This is a genomic window from Burkholderia sp. Ax-1719, from assembly GCF_011753055.1.
Lineage (GTDB): Bacteria > Pseudomonadota > Gammaproteobacteria > Burkholderiales > Burkholderiaceae > Paraburkholderia.
In genome coordinates this window covers 472474-496711 of record NZ_VWWJ01000002.1, presented here as the reverse complement: position 1 = coordinate 496711, position 24238 = coordinate 472474, and the positions used below count along the sequence as shown (strand labels likewise).

21 protein-coding genes and 1 pseudogene are annotated in these 24238 nt (G+C 62.6%); 16 read left to right on the top strand and 6 right to left on the bottom strand.

Annotation, left to right across the window (positions count from 1 at the left end):
- Positions 1–3 precede the first annotated feature (3 nt).
- The gene (locus tag F3J17_RS07250; protein WP_167055344.1) at positions 4–1185 is read right to left on the bottom strand and encodes a helix-turn-helix transcriptional regulator; all 1182 of its coding nucleotides are present in this window, start codon (positions 1183–1185) and stop codon (positions 4–6) included.
- Positions 1186–1554: 369 nt separating this feature from the next.
- Here F3J17_RS07250 and F3J17_RS07245 point away from each other — a divergent pair, with 369 nt between their 5' ends.
- The 7 genes from F3J17_RS07245 to F3J17_RS07215 all read left to right on the top strand — a co-directional run bounded on the left by F3J17_RS07245 (position 1555) and on the right by F3J17_RS07215 (position 8167).
- The gene (locus F3J17_RS07245; protein WP_167055341.1) at positions 1555–2502 is read left to right on the top strand and encodes an alpha/beta hydrolase; all 948 of its coding nucleotides are present in this window, start codon (positions 1555–1557) and stop codon (positions 2500–2502) included.
- Between the two features lie 7 nt (positions 2503–2509).
- Entirely contained in the window at positions 2510–3343 is an 834-nt protein-coding gene (locus F3J17_RS07240) for an enoyl-CoA hydratase-related protein (RefSeq protein WP_167055338.1), read from the top strand.
- Positions 3340–4524: a bifunctional 3,4-dihydroxy-2-butanone-4-phosphate synthase/GTP cyclohydrolase II gene (ribBA, locus tag F3J17_RS07235; RefSeq protein WP_167055336.1), complete on the top strand. Its 1185-nt coding sequence runs from the start codon at positions 3340–3342 to the stop codon at positions 4522–4524. Before F3J17_RS07240 ends, ribBA begins: the two co-directional genes overlap by 4 nt.
- A gap of 20 nt (positions 4525–4544) precedes the next feature.
- Positions 4545–5399, top strand: a complete 855-nt coding sequence (locus F3J17_RS07230; RefSeq protein WP_240160840.1) for an SDR family NAD(P)-dependent oxidoreductase — start codon at positions 4545–4547, stop codon at positions 5397–5399.
- A gap of 28 nt (positions 5400–5427) precedes the next feature.
- Complete coding sequence (locus F3J17_RS07225; RefSeq protein WP_167055330.1) at positions 5428–6117, top strand: hypothetical protein; 690 nt, start codon at positions 5428–5430, stop codon at positions 6115–6117.
- A 156-nt stretch (positions 6118–6273) separates the two neighbouring features.
- The gene (locus F3J17_RS07220; protein ID WP_167055327.1) at positions 6274–7197 is read left to right on the top strand and encodes a hypothetical protein; all 924 of its coding nucleotides are present in this window, start codon (positions 6274–6276) and stop codon (positions 7195–7197) included.
- 70 nt (positions 7198–7267) lie between these two features.
- Positions 7268–8167 carry a LysR family transcriptional regulator gene (locus F3J17_RS07215; protein ID WP_167055324.1) on the top strand — a complete coding sequence of 300 codons (900 nt, stop codon included), beginning with the start codon at positions 7268–7270 and terminating at the stop codon, positions 8165–8167.
- A gap of 7 nt (positions 8168–8174) precedes the next feature.
- On the opposite strand, the gene F3J17_RS07210 is transcribed toward F3J17_RS07215, so the two are convergent.
- On the bottom strand, positions 8175–9185 hold the full coding sequence (locus F3J17_RS07210) for an aldo/keto reductase (RefSeq protein ID WP_167055588.1): 1011 nt from the start codon (positions 9183–9185) through the stop codon (positions 8175–8177).
- A gap of 313 nt (positions 9186–9498) precedes the next feature.
- Here F3J17_RS07210 and F3J17_RS07205 point away from each other — a divergent pair, with 313 nt between their 5' ends.
- The 6 genes from F3J17_RS07205 to F3J17_RS07180 all read left to right on the top strand — a co-directional run bounded on the left by F3J17_RS07205 (position 9499) and on the right by F3J17_RS07180 (position 16377).
- Entirely contained in the window at positions 9499–10812 is a 1314-nt protein-coding gene (locus F3J17_RS07205) for an MFS transporter (protein ID WP_167055322.1), read from the top strand.
- Between the two features lie 101 nt (positions 10813–10913).
- Complete coding sequence (locus tag F3J17_RS07200; RefSeq protein WP_167055319.1) at positions 10914–12242, top strand: FAD-binding oxidoreductase; 1329 nt, start codon at positions 10914–10916, stop codon at positions 12240–12242.
- A gap of 680 nt (positions 12243–12922) precedes the next feature.
- The gene (locus tag F3J17_RS07195; RefSeq protein ID WP_167055316.1) at positions 12923–13639 is read left to right on the top strand and encodes an ABC transporter permease; all 717 of its coding nucleotides are present in this window, start codon (positions 12923–12925) and stop codon (positions 13637–13639) included.
- A complete protein-coding gene (locus F3J17_RS07190) occupies positions 13636–14547 on the top strand; it encodes a glycine betaine ABC transporter substrate-binding protein (RefSeq protein ID WP_167055314.1) in 912 nt (303 codons plus the stop codon). The genes F3J17_RS07195 and F3J17_RS07190 overlap by 4 nt, the downstream gene beginning before the upstream one ends.
- A 10-nt stretch (positions 14548–14557) precedes the next feature.
- The gene (locus F3J17_RS07185) at positions 14558–15211 is read left to right on the top strand and encodes an ABC transporter permease (protein WP_167055311.1); all 654 of its coding nucleotides are present in this window, start codon (positions 14558–14560) and stop codon (positions 15209–15211) included.
- Positions 15208–16377: an ABC transporter ATP-binding protein gene (locus F3J17_RS07180; protein ID WP_167055308.1), complete on the top strand. Its 1170-nt coding sequence runs from the start codon at positions 15208–15210 to the stop codon at positions 16375–16377. The genes F3J17_RS07185 and F3J17_RS07180 overlap by 4 nt, the downstream gene beginning before the upstream one ends.
- 441 nt (positions 16378–16818) lie before the next feature.
- On the opposite strand, the gene F3J17_RS07175 is transcribed toward F3J17_RS07180, so the two are convergent.
- From F3J17_RS07175 to F3J17_RS07165, 3 genes are all read right to left on the bottom strand, one after another.
- Positions 16819–17076, bottom strand: coding sequence for a hypothetical protein (locus F3J17_RS07175; RefSeq protein ID WP_167055305.1), 258 nt, complete (start codon positions 17074–17076; stop codon positions 16819–16821).
- A 157-nt stretch (positions 17077–17233) separates the two neighbouring features.
- On the bottom strand, positions 17234–18445 hold the full coding sequence (locus F3J17_RS07170) for a M20 aminoacylase family protein (RefSeq protein WP_167055301.1): 1212 nt from the start codon (positions 18443–18445) through the stop codon (positions 17234–17236).
- A gap of 34 nt (positions 18446–18479) precedes the next feature.
- A complete protein-coding gene (locus F3J17_RS07165; RefSeq protein WP_167055298.1) occupies positions 18480–19769 on the bottom strand; it encodes an MFS transporter in 1290 nt (429 codons plus the stop codon).
- A 489-nt stretch (positions 19770–20258) separates the two neighbouring features.
- Here F3J17_RS07165 and F3J17_RS36555 point away from each other — a divergent pair, with 489 nt between their 5' ends.
- A complete protein-coding gene (locus F3J17_RS36555; protein WP_240160839.1) occupies positions 20259–20576 on the top strand; it encodes a VF_A0006 family four-cysteine protein in 318 nt (105 codons plus the stop codon).
- 11 nt (positions 20577–20587) lie between these two features.
- Here F3J17_RS36555 and F3J17_RS07160 read toward each other — a convergent pair whose 3' ends face one another.
- On the bottom strand, positions 20588–20815 hold the full coding sequence (locus tag F3J17_RS07160; protein WP_167055295.1) for a hypothetical protein: 228 nt from the start codon (positions 20813–20815) through the stop codon (positions 20588–20590).
- A 286-nt stretch (positions 20816–21101) separates the two neighbouring features.
- Between F3J17_RS07160 and F3J17_RS07155 the strand changes: the two genes are divergently transcribed.
- Both F3J17_RS07155 and F3J17_RS07150 read left to right on the top strand, forming a co-directional pair.
- On the top strand, positions 21102–22715 hold the full coding sequence (locus F3J17_RS07155; protein WP_240160838.1) for an FAD-binding oxidoreductase: 1614 nt from the start codon (positions 21102–21104) through the stop codon (positions 22713–22715).
- A 100-nt stretch (positions 22716–22815) separates the two neighbouring features.
- Positions 22816–24186, top strand: a pseudogene (locus F3J17_RS07150) (alkaline phosphatase family protein); the annotation flags it as partial.
- Between the last annotated feature and the right edge of the window lie 52 nt (positions 24187–24238).

Sequence of the window (24238 nt, the reverse complement as noted above, 5' to 3'; positions counted from 1 at the left end):
GGGTTAGCCCAGCGGGACCACGCTGCCCAGCAGAATCCGCACGAGCGTGGCCTGACGCGTCACACCCGTCTTCGAAAAGATCGAGCGCAGATGCGCGCGCGCCGTGTTCTTGCTGATGCCCAGTTCCTCGGCAGCTTCTTCGAGCGTGAGGCCGTTGGTGAGCAGCAGCGCAAGCGAGGTCTCGGCGGGCGTGAGGTCGAACAGCTTGCGCACAATCTCCTGCGAGCGCTGCGATTTGCGGTCCGGGTCGCGCAAGAACAGCACCGTTGCGGGACGGCGGCGATTGTCCTCGGACCAGTCGGACAGCGGCACCGTGCGCACCAGCACGCCCAGCTTCGGCCGGTCGCCGCTGCGCGTGACCGGCATCGCCTCCACCAGCGGCCCGGCGGTGCCGAAATGCCCCATCATCGCGTGGCGGATCAACCGCTGCAGCGTGCGGTTTTCGTGGCTATCGGTGGCTTCCACATGGCCGTGCGCGATGCGCATGCCATCGGCTTCCGCGAGGATTTCATCGGCGACGCTATTGGTGCTCATGATCGCGCCGCTTTCGTCGAGCGTGACCGTGCCCACCAGCATGCGGTCGATGGCGCTGGCGTAGAGCGTGCGCTCGGACTCCACCACGTCCAGGCGCGAATGCAGTTCCACTGCACGGCGCAGATGCGGCAGCAGCAGTGCGCAAAACGCCTTGTCACGCGCGGAAAAATGCGCGACGCCATGTTTGCGGCAGACGCGAAAGCGACACTCCACGCCGGTTTCGGTGCGCAGATCCGCGCCCATGATGTAGCGCACATCGGCGGGTTGCAGGAACTGCTTGTATAGCTCGCTAGAGAGCCAGCCGGTTTCGCCGAATACCTCGTCCACGGTCACCACGCGCTCGGCGGGCAGGCCCACGAACGGATCGAGCGAATAGTAATAGTCGTTATACGACGCGTCGTTGGGCGCGCCCGCGCCGCTTTCGGCCGCGTGAACCATCAGCCCACGCCGGTCGCTCGAAGGCGAGCGCAGGATCAGCGTGGTATAGCTCGCGTCCAGATGGACGCGTATCAGTTCCAGCGCGGCCTTCCAGGGCACCGTTTCGAGCGGCCCCTGGTAGATGCGCGCGAGTAGCGCGCTGAACTGCGGAACGTCGATGCCCGCCACGGCGCTCGCGTCCTGGCCCTCTTCCGGGGCCCATCTCGTCTCCATCAACACGGTCTCCGTCCTCCATGCCGCCTGCTCGTCGCTTTTTGCGACGGCCAACTTTACGGGGCTGTCATGCGATCGGCATCGGGAGATTCCCCTGGCCGGTGCATCGCCTCGCGTCTCCTGAGTTTTCTACGTATCCCGCGCCTCATTGCTGGACGCGTTGTGTGGGGGGAATGCGCGCATCGAATCGCCCGCCTTGCCCCTTACCAGACATTACGCCGTTCAGCACGCCTGCCCCTCGTCTGATCGGACGATGCCACCGACGTGCCGAAACGCTCCAATGCGCTCAATGACGCCGTCTGGCGCTGTTTCAGCCTCGATTGACGCGTTTTTATCGCTTATCCCGTTCAATACCAAGGAGAAACCCGCATGGCGCTCGATCCCCAGGCCGCCGCGCTGATCGCCTCGCTGGCCGGCGCGCCCGCGCCTGACTACGCCCTGCTCGACGCCGCCAGCTATCGCGCCGCGCTCGCAGCGGGCGGCGCGGCCAACGCATTCGGCCCCGGCGACGCCATCGCCGCCGAAGATGACCTGACGCTGCCAGGCGATGTTGGCCCGCTCGCCGTCCGGCTCTATCGTCCGATCAATCACGGCGGCGAAGCGCTGCCGCTCACCGTGTTCTTCCACGGCGGCGGCTTCGTGGCCTGCGGGATCGACTCGCACGCCAATCTCTGCCGCACGCTCGCTGCACGCGCCCGCACGCTCGTGCTTTCCATCGACTACCGGCTCGCACCCGAGGCACGTTTCCCCGCAGCCGCGCAAGACGCGCTGGCCGCCGTGCGCTGGGCCGTAGCCAACGCCGCTCACCTTGGCGCACGCACGGGTGCACTGGCCGTGGCCGGTGACAGCGCAGGCGGCAATCTGGCCGCCGTGTGCGCGCAGCAATTGCGCAGCGAAGTGGCCATCGCGCATCAGCTCCTGCTTTATCCCGTGCTCGATTGCGCCCACGAGCATCCTTCGTACGACACCTACGGCCAGGGCCATCTGCTCGATACCGGCTTGATGCGCTGGTTCAAGAACCAATATTTCGGCGCCGACGAAGGCAGTACCGACCGCGCCGCGCCGCTCGCCAGCCCGCTGGGCACCGAGCGTCTCGACCACGTTGCGTCCGCAACCATCGTAAGCGCCGAATGCGACCCGCTGCGCGACGAAGCCGAGCACTACGCCGCGCGTCTCGCCCAGGCGGGCGTGGCCGCAACGCTGGTGCGCTGGCCCGGCCAGATCCACGGTTTCGCCAGCTTCCTTGGCGTGCTCGACGCCGCCGACGCCGTGCTCGACTTCAGCGCCCGCGCCCTGCGCGCCGCGTTTCATCGCTGATCGCGCCATGACCGACTCCCTTCGCGACTCCATTCTTCTCACCCGGGCCGACGGCGTGGCCACGCTCACCTTCAATCGCCCCGATGCGCTCAACGCGCTCGACAACGCGATGGCTGTCGAGCTGTGCGCGCAACTGGAACGCCTCACGCAGGACCGCACCGTGCGCGCCATCGTGCTGACCGGCGCGGGCCGCGCCTTCATGGCGGGCGGCGACGTGGAGGCCATGCGCAGCGCGCTCGACCTGCCGGAAGCGCGCCGCACGCGCGCCATCGGCAAGCTGGTGCGCCACGCGCAGCTTGCGGTCGCAACCCTCGCGCGCTCGCCCAAGCCGGTGATGGCCAGCGTCAACGGCGCGGCGGCGGGCTTCGGTCTCGCGCTGGTCGCCGCGTGCGACGTGGCAATTGCCGCCGATCACGCCACGTTCACCTCCGCCTACAACAAACTTGGCGCATCGCCCGACGGCGGCGCAACCTTCAACCTGCCGCGCCTGCTGGGCGCACGCGTGGCCGCGCAATGGCTCTATCTGGATGAGCACCATAGCGCCGCCGACGCCTTGCGCGTCGGTCTGGTGAACTGGGTCGTGCCCGCCGCCGAACTGGCGAGCGCCACGCGCGAGCGCGCTGAGCGCCTGGCCGCACTTTCGCCAGCCGCCTTCACGACCACCAAACACTTGATCGCCGATGCACCGGGCCGCACGCTCGATGCGCAATTGCTCGCCGAGCAACGCGGCTTTCTCGCCTGTACGTCCCAGCCCGATTTCCGCGAAGGGAGCCGCGCTTTTGTCGAACGCCGCGCGCCGCATTTCGTTGCGCGCGCCACCATCGAGGAGCCCAACCCATGAAACTGGCCGATACCGCCACCATCGTTGCGGAGCTGCGTGCGGGCCGCATGGTGATCCTCGTCGACGAGGAAGACCGCGAAAACGAGGGCGATCTGGTGATTGCCGCCGATTGCGTCACGCCCGAGGCGATCAACTTCATGGCGCGACACGCACGCGGCCTGATCTGCCTGACGCTTACCGCTGATCACGCCGCGGACCTGCAACTCGCGCCGATGAGCGCCCGCAACGGCACGCAGTACGGCACGGCCTTCACGGTCAGCATCGAAGCCGCGCAAGGCGTGACCACCGGCATCAGCGCCGCCGACCGCGCTCACACGATCCGCACCGCTATCGCCCGAGGCGTGCGCGCCGAACATCTGGTGCAGCCAGGCCACGTTTTCCCCATCGTCGCGCGCGACGGCGGCGTGCTGGTGCGAGCGGGCCATACCGAGGCAGGCTGCGATCTCACGGCGCTTGCAGGCCTGACGCCCGCTGCCGTGATCTGCGAGGTGATGAACGACGACGGCACCATGGCGCGCCTGCCCGAGCTGAAACGCTTCGCGCTGGAACATGGCCTGAAGATCGGCACTATCGCCGATCTGATCCGCTATCGCAGCGAACGCGAATCGCTGGTCGAGCGCGTTCAGGCGCGCTCGATCGATACCGCATGGGGAACGTTCGAGGCGATCCAGTATCGCGACCGCGTGAACGGCGCGGCGCATCTCGCGCTGGTGCGCGGCCAGCCGGAAGCCGATGTGCCCACGCTCGTACGCATGCAGGAACGCGCGTCGTTGCTCGATTTGCTCGATGCACAGCCGCACGCGCACGCCGATGCCCACATCCAGACCCTGCACGCGGCGCTCGCGCGCATCGATGCCTGTGGCCGAGGCGTGGCGGTGCTGCTCGATTGCGGTTTTCATGAGCGGCGCGATGCGCCATCGGCATCGGCAGCCGGCAAGCGGCATTACGGCATCGGCTCGCAGATCCTGCGCGATCTGGGTCTGCGTCGGCTGAATGTACTGTCCAGTCCGCTGAAATTGCCGGCGTTGTCGGGGCATGGACTGGAGATCAGCGCGTTTATTCCGCTCGGCGATCTGCCGGATATGGCCGATATGACGGAAGAAAGCGTCACGGCCTCCGTCGAGACCATTCGGGCCGCTGCCTACGCAACGTTCAGCGCGCGCCCGCTAATCGAAGCATGAACTTCAAGGAGCAAGCCAGCATGGCCAATTATGTCGCGCTCGTCACCGGCGCCTCGCGCGGCGCGGGCAAGGGCATCGCGCTCGCACTCGGCGCAAGCGGCGCCACCGTCTACGTGACGGGCCGCTCGCAAAACGAAGGCGATGCGCCCCTGCCAGGCACCATCCACGCCACTGCGGCGGAAATCGATCGTCTGGGCGGGCGCGGTATCGCCCTGCCCTGCGATCATGCCGACGACGCCCAGGTCGAAGCCGTGTTCGCGCGTATCCGCGCCGAATCCGGACGCATCGACGTGCTGGTGAACAATGCGACGGTCCTGCATGACGAATTGATTCGCCCCGCGCCGTTCTGGGAAAAGCCGCTGGAAATGGTCGATATTCTCAACGTGGGGCTGCGCTCGGCGTATGTGGCTAGCTGGCATGCGGCGCGGATGATGGCGGCGCAGCGAGACGGGCTGATTGCGTTCACGTCGTCGTTTGGCGCGAGCTGCTATATGCACGGCGCGGCGTACGGCGCGCAAAAAGTAGGCGTGGACAAATTCGCCAAGGATATGGCGGTGGATTTACGGCCCTTCGGCGTAGCGGCCGTATCGATCTGGATGGGCATGCTGCAGACCGAGCGCACGGCACGCGTGATTGCGGCGCACCCCGAGCAATATGCGGGTTTCAGCGAACTGGCGGAAAGCCCGCAATTCACAGGGCGGCTCGTCGATGCGCTCTATCGCGACCCGCAGCGCGCGACGAAATCTGGTCTCGTGCTGGTGGGCGCGGAACTGGCGCGCGAGTATGGCATCGCGGATATCGACGGTCGCCAGCCGCCTTCGCATCGCGAACAACTGGGCGGCCCAGTGCAGGCGCATCCGGCAATCGTGGCCTGATCGCCGGCTTCAGTGGTAGGCTGCGCGCATGACGACTCTCGCCCCATCCGCGCTTGCCTCGCTGCGTGCTTCGTGCGACGCGTGTTTCGGCACGCCCGCCGTCTGGCCGTTGATCCAGGGTGCCTACAGCGAGCCGCAGCGCTTCTATCACACGCTGGCGCACCTGCACGAATTATTCGCGCACCTCGCGCCGTTTCGTGACGAAGCGCTCTGGCCCGCCATCGAACTGGCCGTGTGGGGTCACGACGTCGTGTACGCCACCACGCTCCCCGCTTACGCGGACAACGAAGCACATAGCGCTGCGTGGCTGCTACGCACCACGCAAGTGCATTGCACCAACGCCTGGTTGCACGCGCACGCATCGCATCTGGCATTGGCGGAGCAGTGGATACGCGCAACCAAGGCGCATAAACTGCCGCCCGAATGCGCAAGCGATCCCGCGCAAAAGCGCGCTGCCCTGCTATTTCTCGATGCCGATCTGGCCATCCTGGCGGCGCCGCTCGAACGTCTGATCGACTACGATCGCGGCATCGCGCAGGAATCGGCGCAAGACCCCGACCATCCGGCTGAGGTATTCCGCGCCGGGCGTTTGCAGGCGCTCAAGCATCTGCGTGAGCACACACCTTTGTTTCATACTGATGAATTCGCTTCTTTTGATCCGCTTGCGCGCGCGAATCTCGATGCGCTAATCGTGCGCTATGAATCGATTCATCAGTAATGCCAGGCATATAGCGTATTGCGCGCTGATGCGTACTGCATCGTAACTTGTTCGGGAATTCGTACGATGGCATTATTTGCCGCACTCGAATTCAAGAACCTACCAGCCATGGCGTCTGCCAGACAACAACGTCGTCACCAGGAGCACGTGCGGGCGGTGCAAACACCCGCCCCCGTGTCGCTCCAGATCGTCCCGCCGCCCGTACCCGAAGCCCCCACGCGCGTCATCGCTTTACCCGCACGTTTCGCTGGCGCACCCACGCACGTGGAAGGCGTGCCGGACCTGTTCACGACGCGCCTCGTCAGCGTCCTGATGCTGCTGATGTGCGCTGGCGTCGGCGTCAGCCTCGCCTGGGCAATGGCGATCGACAAAACCGTGAAGATCGGCCCCGTGCTGGGCCTGCTGATGCTGTTGATTTACGCCGTGCTCGTCTGGATTGGCGCAATCGCCGTGGACGCCCTGATCCATGCGGGCGCATGGTTCGTGGTCGACGAAACGGGCTTTCGCTATGGATTTGGCCGCAAGCACGGTGCGGCGCGCACGGCCGTGGAAACGCGCGTGGACTGGCAGGATATCGTCGTCAACCCGCGCGAGCGTTACGACGTTTCCACCGACTTCGTCTCGCGGCAGGCCATCGTCAAGAACCTGCTGCTCTGGCAACGCCGGCCTTCCGGTGAGATCAAGCAGACCAGCCTGCGTCTGGGCCTGGCCGGCAATGACGTGCTTTGCCTGCGCTTTCACAATCGCGCCGAAGTCGTCACCGCCATTCTCGCCGGTCTCGCGCGCCGCCCGGGCCTACGTTTCGACCCGGAGGTATTCGTCGATGCGGGCGTCAATCCCGAGACCTTCGAGCCGATGAATAGCCCGCGCCGCATCGAATACGCGCTCGTCATCGCCTGCTGCATCGCCATGTTCGCGTTTATCTACCGCTTCGCCGATACGCTGCCAGCGTGGCTGCTGATCGCGGGCAGCCTCGGGATCGTTTTTGGCGGTTGCGGCGTGCTGGCGCTCGCATGGCAGCGACGCTATCCGGGGCTCAGCGGTATTATCGGCTTCAGCAACGGGACGGAAACAGCCTGAATTCGCCGCCATACCTGTGCGCCACGCCGATGGTAGGATTTGCGCCACTTCCTACGCATTCGGGTTACACATGGCGCGCGAAAATTTCAACGACCTGCTGGCCTTTCTCGCCGTCGCGCGCGAACGCAGTTTCACGCGCGCGGCCGCGCAACTGGGCGTGTCGCAATCGGCGCTCAGTCACACGATACGCGCGCTGGAAACGCGTCTCGGACTGCGCCTGCTGACACGCACCACGCGCAGCGTCTCCACCACGGAAGCGGGCGAGCGCCTGTTTCAGGCGATTGCGCCGCGCTTCGAGCAGATCGACACCGAACTCGCGGCGCTCGCCGATCTACGCGACAAGCCCGCGGGCACGATCCGCATCACGGCCACCGACCATACCGTCGATACGGTGATCTGGCCGAAGCTCAAGGATTTTCTGCCCGCGTATCCGGATATCAAGGTGGAAATCAGCGTGGATTACGGGCTGCGCGATATTGTGGCCGACCGCTTCGATATTGGTGTGCGTACCGGCGATCAGGTCGCGAAAGACATGATCGCCGTACGCATCGCGCCCGATCTGAAGATGGCAATCGTCGCCTCGCCCGCGTACCTCACGAAAAAGAAAGCGCCGAAATCGCCGCAGGATCTGCTTCAGCACGACTGCATTTCGCTGCGTCTGACTAGCGCGGGCGGTCTCTATGCGTGGGAACTGAAGAAGGATGATCACGATCTGCAGGTACGCGTGGACGGTCAGCTTATCTTCAATACCGTCCCGCAGATGCTCAACGCCGCGCTGGGCGGCTTCGGCCTGGCTTTCATGCCCGAAGACGTTGCACTGCCTTATATCCGCGCGGGCGAACTGAAAAGCGTGCTCAAGGACTGGTGCCCGCTGTTTCCCGGCTATCACGCGTATTACCCGAGCCGCCGACAATCGTCGCGCGCGCTCGGGCTGGTGATCGATGCGTTGCGTTATCGCGGGAAGGTTTGAGGCGGGATCAGAAAGCCACGCGTCCTTCGACCGGGTAGTTCGGATCCGTATAACCCGGCGTCGATGCGTGACCGGGCGGCACGAGGCTGTCGATAAAGCGCTCGTCGTCCGCATTCAACTTCAGGTCGAGCGCCTGCATATAGCTGTCCCAATGCGCCTCGGTGCGCGGCCCGGCGATCGTCGAACTCACGATGCGATTGTTGAGCACCCACGCCAGCGCGAACGCAATCGCGTTCGTGCCGCGTTGCGTGGCATGGTCGGCAATGCGTTGCGCGATATGCAGCGACTCGGTGCGCCACTCGGTTTGCTGGATACGGCGGTCACCCCGTCCCGCACGGCTATCGGCGGGCGGCGGCGCATCGGGCGTGTATTTGCCGGTGAGCACGCCGCGAGCCAGCGGGCTATATGGCACGACGCCCAGCCCATAGTGCGCGGCGGCGGGTAGTTGCTCGACTTCGGCGCTGCGATCCACGATGTTGTAGAGCGGCTCGCTTGCAACCGGGCGGTCGATGCCCAGTTGATCGGCAATGCGGGCGACTTCGGCAATGCGCCAGCCACGGAAATTCGATAGCCCGAAATAGCGGACCTTGCCCTGGCGGATCAGATCGCCCACGGCGCGCACGCTCTCCTCCAGCGGCAAATCGGGCAGCGCGCGATGAAAATAAAGCACGTCGATATAGTCGGTGCCCAATCGCTTGAGACTTTCTTCGACGCTCTGGAAAATCCATTTACGCGATTGCCCCTGGCGGTTTGGGCCTTGCGCGGGACCCGCGGGGTAGCCGAACTTGGTCGCCACGACCCAGTCGTCGCGGTGCGCGGCGATGGCGCGGCCCACGATTTCCTCTGAACGGCCAGCATGATAGACATCAGCGGTGTCGATGAAATTCACGCCTTGCTCGAAGGCCTTATCGATGATGCGCTTCGAGGTGGCCTCGTCAGTTTCGCCGCCGAACATCATGGCGCCGAGGCACAAGGGCGAGACTTTCAGGCCGCTGCGGCCCAGATTGCGATATTCCATCTGCTCTAACTCCAGAATGACTGCGCGTCGTTGCGACGTCCAGATCGCATTAGAAACCAGATACGGCACGGGATAAAGGCGCTGGATCGGCATGCTTTCATGAATCAACCTCATTAATACTTTCGTCTAATTTAATTCGTCATCCTGTTTATATTTTGGTCTCCCGTTACGAAATCCCTCTCCCTCACAACGAGATTTACCACCCTGCTTTTCGCCTCGACAACAAAGGCGCAGAATGGAGCGAACGCAGGAAACCGTCGTAAGCATGCATTTCCCACACTCTGGGCGAATACACAAAGAACCAGGAGACGAGATGGACGACAAGCTTGTTGCGAACGCTGCCGCTGCCCCCACCACTACACGCGCCAACTTCCGCTGGCATGTGCTGACGTGGCTGTTGATCGGCGGCATCATCAACTATCTGGACCGTGCGAATCTGGCGATTGCCGCGCCCGGCATGATTCACGATCTTGGCCTCACGCGCACGCAGATCGGTTTGCTCGGCACGGTGTTTTCGTGGACTTACGCGGTCATGCAATTGCCTGCCGGCTGGATCATCGACCGCTTTGGTGCGAAACGTGTCTACGCGATCGGCATGATCTGGTGGAGCGTGGCCACACTCCTCACTGGCGTAGTCGGCTCGGTCGCGGGGCTGGTGGTCATGCGCGTGTTGCTGGCCGTGGGCGAAGCGCCGTGCTGGCCCACCTCGGCCAAAATCACCGCCGCATGGTTTCCCGCCAAGGAGCGCGGCTTTGCCACCGGCATCTGGGATTCGTCGTCGAAATGGGGCCCTGCGCTCGCGCCTGCCGTGCTGGTGGCGCTGATGATCTCATTCGGCTGGCGCTCGCTCTTTCATGTGACGGGCCTGCTCGGCATCGTATTTGCCGCGCTGTTTCTGCTGCTCTATCGCAATCCCGCGCAAAGCCAGCGTCTGTCACGCGAGGAATTCGCCTATATCGAAGCGGGCGGCGGCGGGCGCGAACACTCGCTAGCAAACGCGCCAATCAAATGGCGTGCGCTGTTTGCCTCGCAAAGCGTGTGGGGCATGATACTCGGCTATTTCTGCGCGATCTGGCTATGGAATCTTTTCCTCGTGTTTCTGCCGCTTTATCTGATTGACCGCTTTCATATCTCGCTCGTGCAACTCGGGTTCTACGCGAGCATTCCGTGGTTCGGCGGCGCGGCGGGCGAGATCCTCGCGGGCTTTATCGCCGCGAAACTGGTGGATCGCGGCGTCGCCTCGCCGATGGTCGCCAAGCGCGTGTTGATCGTGATCTGCTCGCTGGGCGCGGCGCTCTGCGCCATCGCGCTTCCCTTCGTGCATACGATCGGTGCGACGATTACGCTGATGACGCTAGGCCTTGCCTGCATTGCGGCAACCATCGGCAACGCGTGGGCGCTTGCGGGCGATATCGCACCGCGCTCGATGATCGCATCGGTCAGTGCGATCCAGAATTTTGGCGGCTATTTTGGCGGAGCATTCTCACCGGTTGTTGCGGGCTTCATCGTCGATCGCACTGGCTCGTACACGCTTGCCTTCGTGATCGGCGGCGCAATCGCGGGCTGCGCCGCGCTGTTCTACTGGGGCATGGCGCGCCGCGCCGTCGCGCCCGAAGTTGCGCACTGAGTCCTTATTCACGGCGTCCTCACCGTATACTGCCCCGCTCCAGCAAAAAAACACGGCGGTGCGCATCATCTGCGCGCCGCCCGCAAAAAAGGAAAAACAGGATGGGACCGTATGTGGACGCCGTACCTTCGGCTGAATCGCTGCCTGCGCGCGCGGATGTCGTGATCGTCGGCGGAGGCATCATCGGCGTATCGGCGGCGTGGCATCTTGCTTCGCAGGGCGTGAGCGTCGTGCTCTGCGAGAAGGGTTATGTCGCCGGCGAACAATCGAGCCGCAACTGGGGCTGGTGCCGCCAGGCGGGCCGCGATATGCGCGAGATGCCGCTCATCACCGAAAGCATGCGCCATTGGCGCGCGATGGCCGATAAAGTGGGCGCCGATGTGGGCTATCGCGAATGCGGCGTGCTATATATCGGCGAATCGGAAGAAGACGAGGCGGGTTTTCAGCAGTGGTTCAGCGATGCCGCTGCTTACGACACCGGCGCGCAAATGCTGCGCGGCGCGGATCTCGCAAAGCTCTTGCCTGGTGCGTCGCGCACGTTTCGCGCGGGCCTGTTCGTGCCGACCGATGGTCGCGCCGAACCTCAGCGCGCCGCACCCGCCCTCGCCCGCGCAGCACAGGCGCGCGGCGCGACCATCGTGGCGCATTGCTCAGTGCGCGCACTCGAACGTTCTGCGGGGCGTGTTTCTGGCGTCGTGACGAGCCGTGGCCGGATTGCCTGCGATGCCGTGATTCTCGCGGGCGGCGCGTGGTCCAGCCTCTTCTGCGCGCATGAGGGCATCCGCCTGCCGCAATTGAAAGTGCTGGGTACCGTGCTACGCACGTCGCCTGTCGAGAACGGGCCGCCCACTTGCGGCTGGCTCGGCGATATCGGCTACCGCAAGCGCCTGGACGGCGGTTATACCATCGGCTACAGCGGTCATCGCTATACGCCGGTCAGCCCCGACGGCTTGCGCTTTCTGCGCGAATACACGCCATTGCTCAAGCAAAGCTGGCGCTCGATTCGTCCGCGCTTCGATGCCGCCGCGCTTCGTGAGTTTCGCGATCGTCCGGGCTGGAACGCCAACGAGCGCAGCCCGTTCGAGCGCACACGCACGATGGACCCCGCGCCCTCGCAGCGTGGTGTGGCGGCCGCGATGGCCAGCATGTCGCGGCTTTTCCCTGCCTTCAAGGACGCGCAGATCGTGCAGGAATGGGCCTGCTATATGGACGTCACGCCCGACATCATTCCGTATATCGGTGCGTGCGCAACGGTTCCTGGTTTGACCGTTGCAACGGGATTTTCGGGCCACGGCTTCGGCATCGGACCGGCTGCGGGACGCGCTGCTGCCGATATTGCCATCGGTCGCGATGCGGGCGTGGATCTCGCTCCGTTCTCACTCGAACGCTTCGCCCCCGGCATGCCGATCGTACCCGGTGGCGAAATCTGACTGGTGGGCTGCGCTAGCTGAATCGGCGCATAGTTGGCAGAAAAGGCGGTGCTACATTTCGGCGCACCGCCTTTTTTCTTTTGCAACGGCCAATTCTCCGATGAAATGTGAAATCCGGAAAATCATACGCCCACCAATTATTTCGCTATCCCTATTAATTACCCGATCTGACGCAATGTGACGCTTTTATAGGCATATTTCAATCGATTGCAATTCATTATGATCGATCCCTATGGTAGACGCGCTTTATTGATTGCTCTATACTCGGTTCAACTTCATTACAAAACGCACGATCTTGTGCGGAACGGAATGCAAGTTCGCGCTTCTCTAGCGCGTTCACGGGCGCATCCGTTTCGCCACCTCAAAGGGGTCTCCGGCTCCAGCGGCTTTGATATCCGGTCTAGCATCGGTTTCCACCGCACTCATGTCGTCTTTATAAGGACGACGCCTTGCCCAGGCACGCTTTTCGCTACGCCTGGCTGAACATGACAACCAGACGAACGCTCTAACGCGTTCAATCGACTGCTGGCCGCGTGCATTTGCGGCTGGTACGGACTGTTTCCGTCAGTTCAATCGCGGCCTTGCCGGGATCACGAACTTCCATTCGCGACGCCATCTGGCGTCATCGCAGCGTGTCGTCTTTTTTACGCGCTGCATCGGGTTTGAGGAGGCGTATCTTCATGAATCGACGCACTGTCCAGCTTGTGGGCAGCCTGATCGCCATCGCCGTCATTGCCTGGGCTCTGGCCCGCGGTATTGGCGCCGAAACTTTCCGCAATCATGCGGGAGATCTCGCTTATTACGCGGGCCAGCATATGCTGCTGGTCGGCTATTCGATGGTACTGGCCATCCTTGTCGGCGTGCCTGCCGGGGTGCTGCTGAGCCGGCCGCGTTTCCAGCGCCAGGCCGAGCGCTTCATGCAGATATTCAATATCGGCAATACGATTCCCTCGCTGGCCGTACTGGCGATTGCGCTGGGCATCTTCGGCATCGGCAATATTCCGGCCATCGTCGCGCTGTTTCTCGCTTCCCTGCTGCCGATTACGCGTAATAGCTACGAAGGCGTGAAGAACGTGCCTGCGTCGCTGCGCGAGGCCGCCAAAGGCATCGGCATGACGGGCTGGCAATCCCTCACGCGGGTGGAACTGCCCAATGCGCTGCCGATCATCGTAGGCGGGATCCGCACTGCGCTCGCCATCAACGTAGGCACCGCGCCGCTGGCTTACCTGATTGGCGCAGATAGCCTGGGCTCGCTGATCTTCCCCGGCATCTATCTCGACAATGAACCGCTGCTGTTGCTGGGCGCCGCCTTCACCGCCATTCTGGCGCTCGTGCTCGACGGTATCGTTGCAACCAGCAGCCGTCAGTGGCTCCTTCGTCATGGGGGCGTCGTATGATGTTTCGTAGAACGATTCGACGTTTCGCCAGTGTTTGCGCGATTGGCGTATTCTGCGCCGTCGCAAGCAGCAGTGCCTTCGCCGCCAAGATCGTGCTGGGTGCGAAGAACTTCACCGAGCAATACGTGCTGGCCGAAGTCACCGCGCAGTATCTGCGTTCGCGCGGCTATGACGTGGAAGTGCGATCGGGCCTGGGCAGCACGCTCATGCGCAGCGCGCTGGAAAACGGCCAGTTCGATCTCGTGTGGGATTACACCGGCACCGCCGCGCTGGTCTACGACAAGATCACCGACAAGCTCGGCCCAGAAGAGATGTATCAGCGCGTAAAGGCGCTCGACGCGCCGCGTGGTCTTGTGTGGCTCAATGCGTCGTCGCTCAACGACACCTATGCGCTAGGGTTGCCGAGCCAGTTTGCAGAGACTTCGGGCATCAAGACGGTTTCACAACTGGCCGATTACCTGAAGACGAACCCCGATGCGAAGCATGTGGTGTTCGGCATGGACGCCGAATTCGCCAATCGTCCCGATGGCCTCAAGCCGCTGCTCGACACCTACGGCATGCATTTCAAGCGCTCGCAGATGAAGCAGATGGACCCAGGCCTCGTCTACACCGCGCTGCATAACAACCAGTTGAAGATTGGCCTGGTCTACACCACCGATGGGCGCGTGAAGGGCTTCGGCATCGTTCCGCTCGACGACGACAAGCACTTCTTCCCGCCTTATAACGCCGTGCCGGTCGTACGCAAGAGCGCGCTGGACCAGAATCCAAAGCTTGCGGCGCAGCTCAATGCGCTGTCCGCTGCGCTCAACAACGAAGTGATGCAGGACATGAACAAGGCCGTGGACCTCGACGGCAAGCCGCCACGCGAAGTGGCGCAGGATTTCCTGCGCGCACATCCTCTGCCTTGAAGGAGACCGTATGAGCGTTTTCGACTATCTCGCTTCGAGCTGGCCCGACCTGTTGCAACTCACCTTGCAGCATATCTACCTCGTCGGCATTGCCGTGGGTTGCGCAATCATCGTAGGTGTGCCGCTTGGCGTGCTCATCAATCGTCACCAGTGGCTCGCCGGGCCGCTGCTAGGCGTCGCAACCATTGTGCTCACGCTGCCGTCCATCGCGCTGTTCGGGCTGATGATTCCGTTCTTTTCGCGCTTTGGCCAGGGGATCGGCGCGGTGCCTGCAATTACAGCCGTGTTCCTCTATTCGCTGTTGCCTATCATGCGCAACACGTACCTCGCGCTGCATAACGTCGATGCGGGCATCAAGGAGGCCGGCACAGGCATCGGCATGACGTCGTGGCAGCGTCTGCGTCTGGTTGACCTGCCGCTCGCGGTGCCCGTGATTCTCGCTGGGGTGCGTACCGCGGTTGTAATGAATATCGGCGTGATGACGATTGCCGCCGTCATTGGCGCAGGCGGTCTGGGCACGCTGATCCTGCGTGCGATTGGCCAGAGCAGCATGATGAAGTTGCTGGTAGGCGCGGTGCTCGTGAGCATCCTCGCCATCGTTGCGGACCTGTTCCTGCAGATTCTGCAGCGCGCATTGACACCGAAAGGAGTACAGAAGACATGATCGAACTCGACCAACTGACCAAGACCTTCACGCAAAAGGACGGCCAGCCTGTCAAGGCGGTCGATGCAGTGAGCCTTTCGGTGCAGGAAGGGGAAATATGCGTGTTTCTCGGCCCTTCGGGCTGCGGCAAGACCACCACGCTCAAGATGATCAACCGGCTGATCGAGCCCACGTCGGGCCGCGTGCTGATCAATGGCGAGGACACCACCGGCCTCAATGAAGTGGATCTGCGCCGACACATCGGCTATGTGATCCAGCAGATCGGTCTGTTCCCGAATATGACGATCGAGGAAAACATCACGGTGGTGCCGCGTCTGCTGGGTTGGGACAAGAAGCGCTGCGCGGAGCGCGCCAAAGAACTGATGTCGATGGTGGCGCTCGATCCGAAGCAGTATTTGAAACGCTATCCGCGTGAACTTTCGGGCGGCCAGCAGCAGCGTATTGGCGTGATTCGCGCGCTTGCCGCCGATCCGCCCGTGCTGCTGATGGACGAACCGTTTGGCGCGGTGGACCCGATCAATCGGGAGACCATCCAGAACGAATTCTTCCAGATGCAGCGCCAGTTGAAGAAGACCGTGATCATGGTGAGCCACGACATCGACGAGGCGATCAAGCTGGGCGACCGCATTGCCGTATTCCGTCGCGGCCAGCTCGTGCAATACGATCACCCCGATACACTGCTTGCCCGCCCGCGCGACGAATTCGTCGCGCAGTTCGTGGGCCAGGACAGCACGCTCAAGCGCCTGCTGCTTGTGAAGGCAGGCGACGCCGCCACGCAGCCGGAGACGGCGCGCGTAGATACGCCCCTCACGCATGCGTTCTCCGTGATGGATGAAACGGATAATCGCTACCTGACGGTGCTCGACGAAGCGGGCCATGCGCTCGGCTTCGTGACGCGCCGCGCGGCGCGCGCGGGCGACGGCGTGTGTGGCGATCGCGTGACGCCCTTCCCGGTCAATGTATCCGCAGAAGACAACCTGCGCGTGGTGCTGTCGAAGATGTACCAGTTCAGCGCTTCGTGGATGCCGGTTCTGGACGCGGAAGGCGCCTATATTGGCGAAATCACGCAGGATTCTATTGCTGCGTATTTGAGTTCGGGCCGCTCACGTCAACAGACCGGCCAGCCGCCTGGCGCGGCAATCAAACTCGCACAAGCTGCCGCTTGATGCAAACGCGCCGGGATCTGTTTTCAGGCCCCGGCGTGATTTCTTAAGCGTTTCCTAAGTTGCATGCGAGCATAATCGAGGCCTGCGCAACACGCCGTATTCTTCGGCGACCCGAGCCTCAGTATGAAACGCCTCTATTTGCATCGCGGCCATGCCATCGACGTCAGCGTCGAAGCGCAATGCCCTGCCTTTCCCACCCAGGACAATCGCACCACGACGACCGACTATATCGCCATCCTGACGATTTATCAGATGAATCGAAGGGTGAGACGTTATTCGGTCCGGTACGGGTCGAACGCACGACGGAACATGTTTTCGCGTCGGAAGCCGAGGCATTGATGGGAGGATTTAGCGAGGGCCGTCGTCTTGTCGACCACCACATCGAAAGCGACGAAACAAGTTTGCAGAATACGCTCTGAAACGGCTGTGCACCGAATGCGCTCAATAGCGCGGGCGTGAATCCATCGCGTCGAGCGGATTATTCGGATGATTTGTCGCACGCCGCTCGAACCGGCGCGCGACCAGCACCATCAGCGCCACAACGGCAATGACGCCATATCGGAAACCCGGCGTGGCGAAATCGTACTGTGGTACGCGCAACCATTCGATCGCAACAAATACCGCTGCCTGAATGACTATCGCCGTGAGGGCGATAACGGCAAGGTCCGCGTGCAGCTGGGCGAAAATCGGCGGCTTCATGGCGGGTTTGACTCCATTACGCGAAAACGGCATGCCGATCTTAGCGAAGCCTCGCTGAAGAGAAGCTTAAGCGCCGCGCATCGGCATGCCCTGCGTAATACCGCTTATTACTGAAAGCCGCCTGTTGGCGGACTGTATTGTTTGTCGCCCAGATTCGTTACGCTACGAGGAAGCGTTGCGCCAGTCTCACCCATGCCGCCGCGCCCAGCGGTAACACACGATCGTTAAAATCATAACCGGGGTTGTGTACCATGCAGCCGCCGAACTCGCCTTCGCCATTGCCCAGCAGCAAATAGCAGCCCGGCACCTCCCTGAGCATCCACGCAAAGTCTTCGCTGCCGTTCAAGCCCTTCGGCGCCTGCACGACGACGTTTTCCGCGCCGACCAGCTCAGTGCAAACCTGTTGCGCAAGCAACGTTTCCTGTGGCGTGTTGACCATCGGCGGCGTGAGCTGACGATAATCGATCTGCGCCTCCACGCCGTGCGCTTGCGCCGTTGACGTGACAAGCTCGCGCACGCGCTGCTCGACCAGTTCGCGTGTTTCCGGACGTGCCGCGCGAATATTCAAACCTAGCGTGACTGTTTCGGGAATCACGTTGTGCGTGGCCCCACCGCGAATGAAACCTACCGACACAACCGCCGTATCGTCAGGCGCGACGTTGCGCGCCACCACCGTCTGCAACGCGGTGACGATCGCCGCCGCTGCGACGATGGGGTCCTTCACGCGATGCGGCATCGCCCCATGTCCGCCCACACCTTTGAGCGTAACGTCGGCCACATCCGACGAAAGACTCACTGATCCTTCCAGCACGCGGAAGGTGCCCGCAGGAACGCCAGGCATGTTGTGCAGGCCATACACGGCATCGCAAGGGAAACGTTCGAACAGGCCATCGTCGATCATGGCCTTCGCGCCGCACAGATTCTCTTCGTCGGGCTGGAAGATCAGATTGAGCGTGCCGTTGAAATCACGCTGCTGCGCAAGACGCTTGGCCGCCGCCAGCAAGATCGCAGTATGGCCGTCGTGGCCGCAGGCGTGCATCTTGCCCGCGTTCTGGCTGGCATACGGCAGGCCGGTGTTCTCGACGATGGGCAGCGCATCCATATCCGCGCGAATCCCCAGACGTCTCGTGCCGTCGCCCACCTTCAACTGCCCCACTACGCCACTTCGGCCAATGCCCGTTTGCACCTCGTAGCCCCATTTCTCCAGCAGCATTGCGACCAGCTTCGCGGTCGCTCCGACTTCGAAACCCAGTTCGGGCTGCGAATGAATCTGCCGTCTGATGCCGACGAACTCCTCGGCGTCGATTTCGATTTCCGGCAGCAGCGTGGGCAAAAGCTGGAACGGCGTGAGCGAGGGTTCGCGCTTCATGTGGGGTTCCTCCTTGAGTGTCTCGATGGATTATTTAGCTGATACGGCGTTCGCGAATGCTCCAGACCGCGAGCAGAGTCACGACACCGCACGCGAGCATGTACAGCGCAGGAGCAAGCGGATTGCCGGTTTTTGCAATCAACCAGGTGACGATGAACTGCGAGCTGCCGCCGAACACCGTCACGCCAACGCTATAAATCACGGAAAGCCCGCTCGCACGCACCGATGTCGGCAACATCTCCATCAGCACGAGCAACATGGGCGTGGAGCCAAGATTCGAGGCCGCAGTCAGGATCACCGAAAGCAGCAGGACGAGCGGCACGCTGGGATAGCGCGTCATGAGCCAGAACGCGGGCACCACGGCCAGCAGGTTAAAGACGAGTGCGGCCATCACGAGCGGCTTGCGGCGCGAGAGACGGTCGGCGAGACGGCCCGAAACCAGCGAGGCGATCAGCATCGTGATGCCTGTGGCGCAGCCCGAGAGCAATGACAGCGAAGGCGGCATCTTGAGCACGCGGATCATGTAGGTCGGCATGAAGAACACCACCAGATACATACCGACCGTACCCGCCGTGACCGCGAGAATACCCTTGACCACCTTGCCGCCATGCTCACGCATGAGCGTGCCCAGTGGGCTGGGCGCGTCGGGTTCGGCTTCGTGCGTTTCATCGAGCTTGGAGCGGATATACAGGCCCACCGGCGCGATCAACAGGCCACCCAGGAACGGCAGGCGCCAGCCCCAACTTTCCAGCGTGGCGGGCGCCATCGTGGCGTAGAGCGTGGCGCCCGTGAGCGCGCCCAGCAGCGCCGAAATCCCCTGGCTGCCCAGTTGCCAGCTCACGCGAAAACCGCGCCGGGAGACCGGGCCGGACTCCATCAGCATGGAGGTGGAAGCGCCAATCTCTCCGCCCAGTGAAAAACCCTGCAAAAGTCGGCCCGCCAGCAGCACAAGCGAGCCCGCCACGCCGGCTTGCCCGTAGGTTGGCGCGAACGCAATGCAGAGCGTGCCGACCACCATCAACGCAATGGTGAGCGTCATGGCGGCTTTGCGGCCGCGCCGGTCGGCGTAGCTGCCGATCACGACGCCGCCCAGCGGGCGCATTACGAAGCCAATGCCGAAAGTCGCCACGGCGAGCAGCAGCGAACCATAGGGGCTATCGGAGGGAAAGAACAGTCTGCCGATCAGCAGCGCAAAGAAACTGTAGACGGTGAAGTCGTACATTTCGAGCGCATTGCCGATCGAGCACGCGGCAATCAGGCGAAACTGGCTCTGGCGCGCCGGAGTGGGGACGGCGGCGGCAGCGCTGAGCGTAACGTCATTCATGGCGGATCTCCGCGGGCAAGGTTGAACGTCGCGTTCGTGCGAGGTGGGGAGCGCTGAATGCCCGGTGAGTCTGGTGGGGCCTGGCGCGAATCGATATTCAGGCCAGGTGGCTTTTTGAAAGAAGTGACAAATTTTTATTGTGATAACCAGATGGAATCACTTTGCTTACTGGGGGATATCTTGAGGGTTGAATCGCCCTTTTTCGGGGCACCTCATGCATGCTGGGAGACGCTCAAAGCGCCACCAGACAAGGATTTCTGGCCTCTCGCCGAAAATTTCGGCTGGCAACACTCCACACCCGGAACGGCAAGTCAATAGAGGTTTATCTTGCGCGAGGCGCAACGCTTCGCTTGGGGCTGGAAACTCCCCACGGCGGTTTTTAATTGTTTTATAGCGGAAACACTCCAGCCACCGTCAAAGCATTAAATCGGCGAATAACGTAGTGTTCGCCAGTCGTTCCAGATATCGATTAAAGACAGAATCAACGCCATGAGAAAAAATCCAATTGAAGCGCTAGCTCTACGGACTTTAATTGGCTTGTTGTGCCTGTCAAGCGCCCACAGCGCACTGGCCGACTCGCAGTCGAACTACGAGGATTGTTTGCTCAGCAGTTTGCGCGACAGCCGCAATGAAGCGACCTCGCAACTCATCAGACGCTCGTGCTACGCGCTCTATCAAAATGGCGAGATGCTGTTGCCGCGCGAGAGAAATTACCATCTCTGCATCTTGCAGAATCTCCCCGGCGCAAGGGAGCCTTCCGCAATATCCCAGATCGTTTCGATTTGCTCTCGGCGCGGGCAAATGTGAGCCTGACCGGATTATTTAGCCCCACTCGCCCCCTGCGCGGCGGCGGCTTTGTCCTTCTTCTTGGCCTCATGATGACCGATGGCGCAGCCGCCTGCTGCGCCAACCACCGCGTGATGGCCGGCCACATGCCCCACCACGCCGCCAGCCGCCGCCCCTTTCATGCAGCCCTCCGCCAAAGCCGGTTGAGCCACGCCAGTCAAACAAGCTGCGAATACAAAAGCACCCAATAGCGTACGCATTTCATTCTCCTTGAATATGATTAATGGCTGCGATGCCTGCGTTTCGAGGCAGCCGATTCCGCAAGCCCCGTACCCGCATGCCTCGATCCTGATGAAGGACCAACACGTCATGAACCGCCGTGATGTTCTGAAAGGCGTTGCTGCCCTGCCGATCCTTGCGGGCGCCGCAACCTTCGCCAGCGTGCTTCCCGCTGCAACACGAGCAGCCCGAGTGCGCCCAATGGATCCGGCGTGGCCTCCAGCATCGGAATGGGATGCGTTGAGTCAGGCAGTTGGCGCAAAGCTTTTGCGACCAACCACGATCTGGCAGGCCTGCGCGCAAATACCCCAGGCGCAGAATTGCCCTGCGAGACTGAAGGAAGCACGCAATCCGATTGCGCTGGGCGACGACCCAGGCGGTACGCAGATTTCCGGCTGGCTCGATGCGTGGACGCCGCAAGCCAGCGCTTACGCCATAGAAGCCCGCTCGACTGCCGACGTGGTCGCGGGCGTCAATTTCGTCCGTCAACATAATTTGCGCCTCGTGGTGAAAGGCGGCGGTCACAGTTATCTCGGCGGTTCGAATGCGCCGGACTCGCTGTTGATCTGGACGCGCGCAATGAACCACATCGAGTTGCATGATGCGTTCGTGCCAGTGGGCTGCACGACACCCGCGGTGCCGGCCGTGACGGTGGAAGCAGGCTGCATGTGGATCGACGTCTATAACGCTGTCACCACCGAGGCTGGACGTTACGTTCAGGGCGGCGGCTGTACGACCGTCGGCGTGGCCGGACTGATTCTCGGTGGTGGCTTCGGCACGTTCTCCAAGCAATTTGGCCTCGCGGCCGCAAGCTTGCTTCAGGCCGAAATCGTCACCGCCGATGGCGTCGTGCGCACGGTCAACGCATCGCAGGAGCCGGATCTTTTCTGGGCGCTCAAAGGCGGCGGTGGCGGCAGCTTTGGCGTGGTAACTCGGCTCACGCTGCAAACTTATGCCCTGCCTGACCACTTTGGATGGGCGATGCTCAAAGTCAGCGCCACGTCACCAGAGGCCTGCAAGCGTCTGGTTGCACGCCTGGTCGACCATTACGCCGACAATCTTTTCAACCCGCATTGGGGCGAGCGGTTCGTCTTGAGCGCCTACGGGATTGAAGTGTCGATGGTGAGTCAGGGGCTCGACGCACGCGAGGCGAAGGCGGCCTGGGCGCCGTTCATCGACTGGGTCCACGCTTCGCCAACCGATTTCACGTTCAGTGAAAGACCGCGCATCGGCGCGGGGCCGTCGCAGCACTGGTGGGACCTCGACAACAACCCGACGCTGGTGCCGGACCCTCGTCCCGGCGCCGCGCATACGCACGGCTGGTGGCAGGGTAATGAGGACGAGACGTCCTTGTTCCTTCACGGCTACGAATCGCAATGGCTGCCTGCGACCCTGCTCGAACCGGCGCAACGCGGTCGGCTGGTCGATGCGCTGGTTGCAGCGGCGCAGATTCAGACCGTTGAACTGCATTTCAACAAGGGACTTGCTGGCGCGCCGCCAGACGTCAATGCTCTGGCGCGTCAGTGCGCGACCAATCCGAAAGTCGCCGATGCTTTTGCCTTGATGATTGTTGCCACCGGCGGCGCGCCACCGTATCGCGGCTTGCCCATTGCGCCACCCGACATGGTGCAGGCGCAGCGCGACGCCAGGAATGTGGCAAGCGCTGCGGCGCTACTCAAGGCGCTGGCGCCCCAAAGCGGCGCCTATGTTTCGGAGACGGACTTCTTCCGTGAAGACTGGCGCGAAGCATTCTGGGGCGTCAACTACGCGCGGCTCAAAACCACCAAGGATCGCTACGATCCGCAAGGGCTCTTTTTTGTCCATCACGGTGTCGGCAGCGAAGACTGGAGCGCCGACGGCTTCACGCCCTTGCGTTCATGATTTGCGGAGCGCGCAAAACCCCCGACGCAATGTATCGAACCTTGCCGAAAGCCACTCCCTGCACCAATACTCTGCGTCAGACCCGGCAACGGAGAGCACCATGTCCCTGCAGAGCATCAAACACGTCGTCGTCGTGATGTTCGAGAACCGCTCGTTCGATACCATGCTCGGCGGCCTCTATCCCAACGGCGCAAACGGCGCTGGCCCCGTGAACTTTCTGCCCGCATCGAGTGCGGGGCAAGCCTTCGATGGCCTCACGCCGGGCCTGAGCAATCCGTCGAAATCAGGCGCGACCATCCCCGCGAGCATGCCCGCTTCCTCAGCCACGCTCCCCGATCCCGACCCGGAAGAAACGTTCGCAAACGTGCGCATTCAGTTGCTCGGCAACACGGCAGGCGCGACGCCCATGTCCGGTTTCGTGGTCGACTACGAAATGACCGCGACAACGGACGCGAGCCAGGTCATGCAGTGTCACAGTCCCCAGCAGTTGAGTGTGCTCTCCACGCTCGCGCGCGAATATGCCGTATCCGATGCGTGGTTTGCCTCCGTGCCAAGCCAGACCTGGCCGAACCGCGCCTTCGTTCATGCCGGCACTTCGAATGGTCATGTGGACAACGGCACGCCGCCCGATCCGTTCGACTGGCAGGTGCCCACCATCTTCAACGTGCTCAGCGAAGTGGGCGCGAGCTGGGCCGTGTATAGCGACGCGCTCATCGCGCCTTCACTCACGCTCACGATGTTCCCAACGTTATGGAATGCGAAATATAAGCCAAACTTCCAGCGCTTCAGCGCCTTTGTTTCGGATTGCCAGAACAACACCTTGCCGCAGTATTCGTTTATCGAGCCACGCTTTCTGCTCAATCCCAACGATCAGCATCCGCCGCATGATGTCTATGCGGGCGAGAGTTTTCTCTTCGATATCTGGCAGGCGCTGAGCACATCGCCCGCGTGGCCCGAGACGCTGCTCGTCATCACCTACGACGAACACGGCGGCACTTATGACCATGTATTGCCACCCGCCAACGCCGTCACGCCCGATGCCGCCAGCAATCCAGGCGACCAGAACTTCGCGTTCGACAGCTTTGGCGTGCGCGTGCCGGCCGTGGTCGTTTCGCCCTGGATCGCAGCAGGCACCGTGTTCCGTTCGCCCATCGCAACGCCTTACGACCACACGTCGATACTCGCGACCTTGCGCGACTGGCTGGCCATCGCACCCGCCGACATGCTCACAAGCAAGCGCATTGCCGCCGCGCCCACGCTTGCACCGCTGCTCACCCTCACGACGCCGCGCACCGATCTGCCCGCCATCAGCGCGCCACCCTCCACCGGCTTTATCGCAACCAGTCTCGCGCGCCCGCTCAACGATCTGCAGAAGAGTCTCGTGAGCGGCACGGCGCGTCGTGCGGGACTCGACCCGGCGGCCACGCTCGGTTCGATGGCCACGCGCCAGCATGCGCTGGACTTCTTCCAGAACTTACCCGGCAGCAATAACCTTGCTGGGCAAGCGGGCAGTCCCTCGACCA

What these genes read in the sequence shown, in the direction of transcription:
- F3J17_RS07250 (WP_167055344.1), bottom strand. Translation starts at nt 1,185, where the DNA reads ATGGAGACGAGATGGGCCCCGGAAGAGGGCCAGGACGCGAGCGCCGTG.
- F3J17_RS07245 (WP_167055341.1), top strand. Translation starts at nt 1,555, where the DNA reads ATGGCGCTCGATCCCCAGGCCGCCGCGCTGATCGCCTCGCTGGCCGGC.
- F3J17_RS07240 (WP_167055338.1), top strand. Translation starts at nt 2,510, where the DNA reads ATGACCGACTCCCTTCGCGACTCCATTCTTCTCACCCGGGCCGACGGC.
- ribBA (WP_167055336.1), top strand. Translation starts at nt 3,340, where the DNA reads ATGAAACTGGCCGATACCGCCACCATCGTTGCGGAGCTGCGTGCGGGC.
- F3J17_RS07230 (WP_240160840.1), top strand. Translation starts at nt 4,545, where the DNA reads ATGGCCAATTATGTCGCGCTCGTCACCGGCGCCTCGCGCGGCGCGGGC.
- F3J17_RS07225 (WP_167055330.1), top strand. Translation starts at nt 5,428, where the DNA reads ATGACGACTCTCGCCCCATCCGCGCTTGCCTCGCTGCGTGCTTCGTGC.
- F3J17_RS07215 (WP_167055324.1), top strand. Translation starts at nt 7,268, where the DNA reads ATGGCGCGCGAAAATTTCAACGACCTGCTGGCCTTTCTCGCCGTCGCG.
- F3J17_RS07210 (WP_167055588.1), bottom strand. Translation starts at nt 9,185, where the DNA reads ATGGAATATCGCAATCTGGGCCGCAGCGGCCTGAAAGTCTCGCCCTTG.
- F3J17_RS07205 (WP_167055322.1), top strand. Translation starts at nt 9,499, where the DNA reads ATGGACGACAAGCTTGTTGCGAACGCTGCCGCTGCCCCCACCACTACA.
- F3J17_RS07200 (WP_167055319.1), top strand. Translation starts at nt 10,914, where the DNA reads ATGGGACCGTATGTGGACGCCGTACCTTCGGCTGAATCGCTGCCTGCG.
- F3J17_RS07195 (WP_167055316.1), top strand. Translation starts at nt 12,923, where the DNA reads ATGAATCGACGCACTGTCCAGCTTGTGGGCAGCCTGATCGCCATCGCC.
- F3J17_RS07190 (WP_167055314.1), top strand. Translation starts at nt 13,636, where the DNA reads ATGATGTTTCGTAGAACGATTCGACGTTTCGCCAGTGTTTGCGCGATT.
- F3J17_RS07185 (WP_167055311.1), top strand. Translation starts at nt 14,558, where the DNA reads ATGAGCGTTTTCGACTATCTCGCTTCGAGCTGGCCCGACCTGTTGCAA.
- F3J17_RS07180 (WP_167055308.1), top strand. Translation starts at nt 15,208, where the DNA reads ATGATCGAACTCGACCAACTGACCAAGACCTTCACGCAAAAGGACGGC.
- F3J17_RS07175 (WP_167055305.1), bottom strand. Translation starts at nt 17,076, where the DNA reads ATGAAGCCGCCGATTTTCGCCCAGCTGCACGCGGACCTTGCCGTTATC.
- F3J17_RS07170 (WP_167055301.1), bottom strand. Translation starts at nt 18,445, where the DNA reads ATGAAGCGCGAACCCTCGCTCACGCCGTTCCAGCTTTTGCCCACGCTG.
- F3J17_RS07165 (WP_167055298.1), bottom strand. Translation starts at nt 19,769, where the DNA reads ATGAATGACGTTACGCTCAGCGCTGCCGCCGCCGTCCCCACTCCGGCG.
- F3J17_RS36555 (WP_240160839.1), top strand. Translation starts at nt 20,259, where the DNA reads ATGAGAAAAAATCCAATTGAAGCGCTAGCTCTACGGACTTTAATTGGC.
- F3J17_RS07160 (WP_167055295.1), bottom strand. Translation starts at nt 20,815, where the DNA reads ATGCGTACGCTATTGGGTGCTTTTGTATTCGCAGCTTGTTTGACTGGC.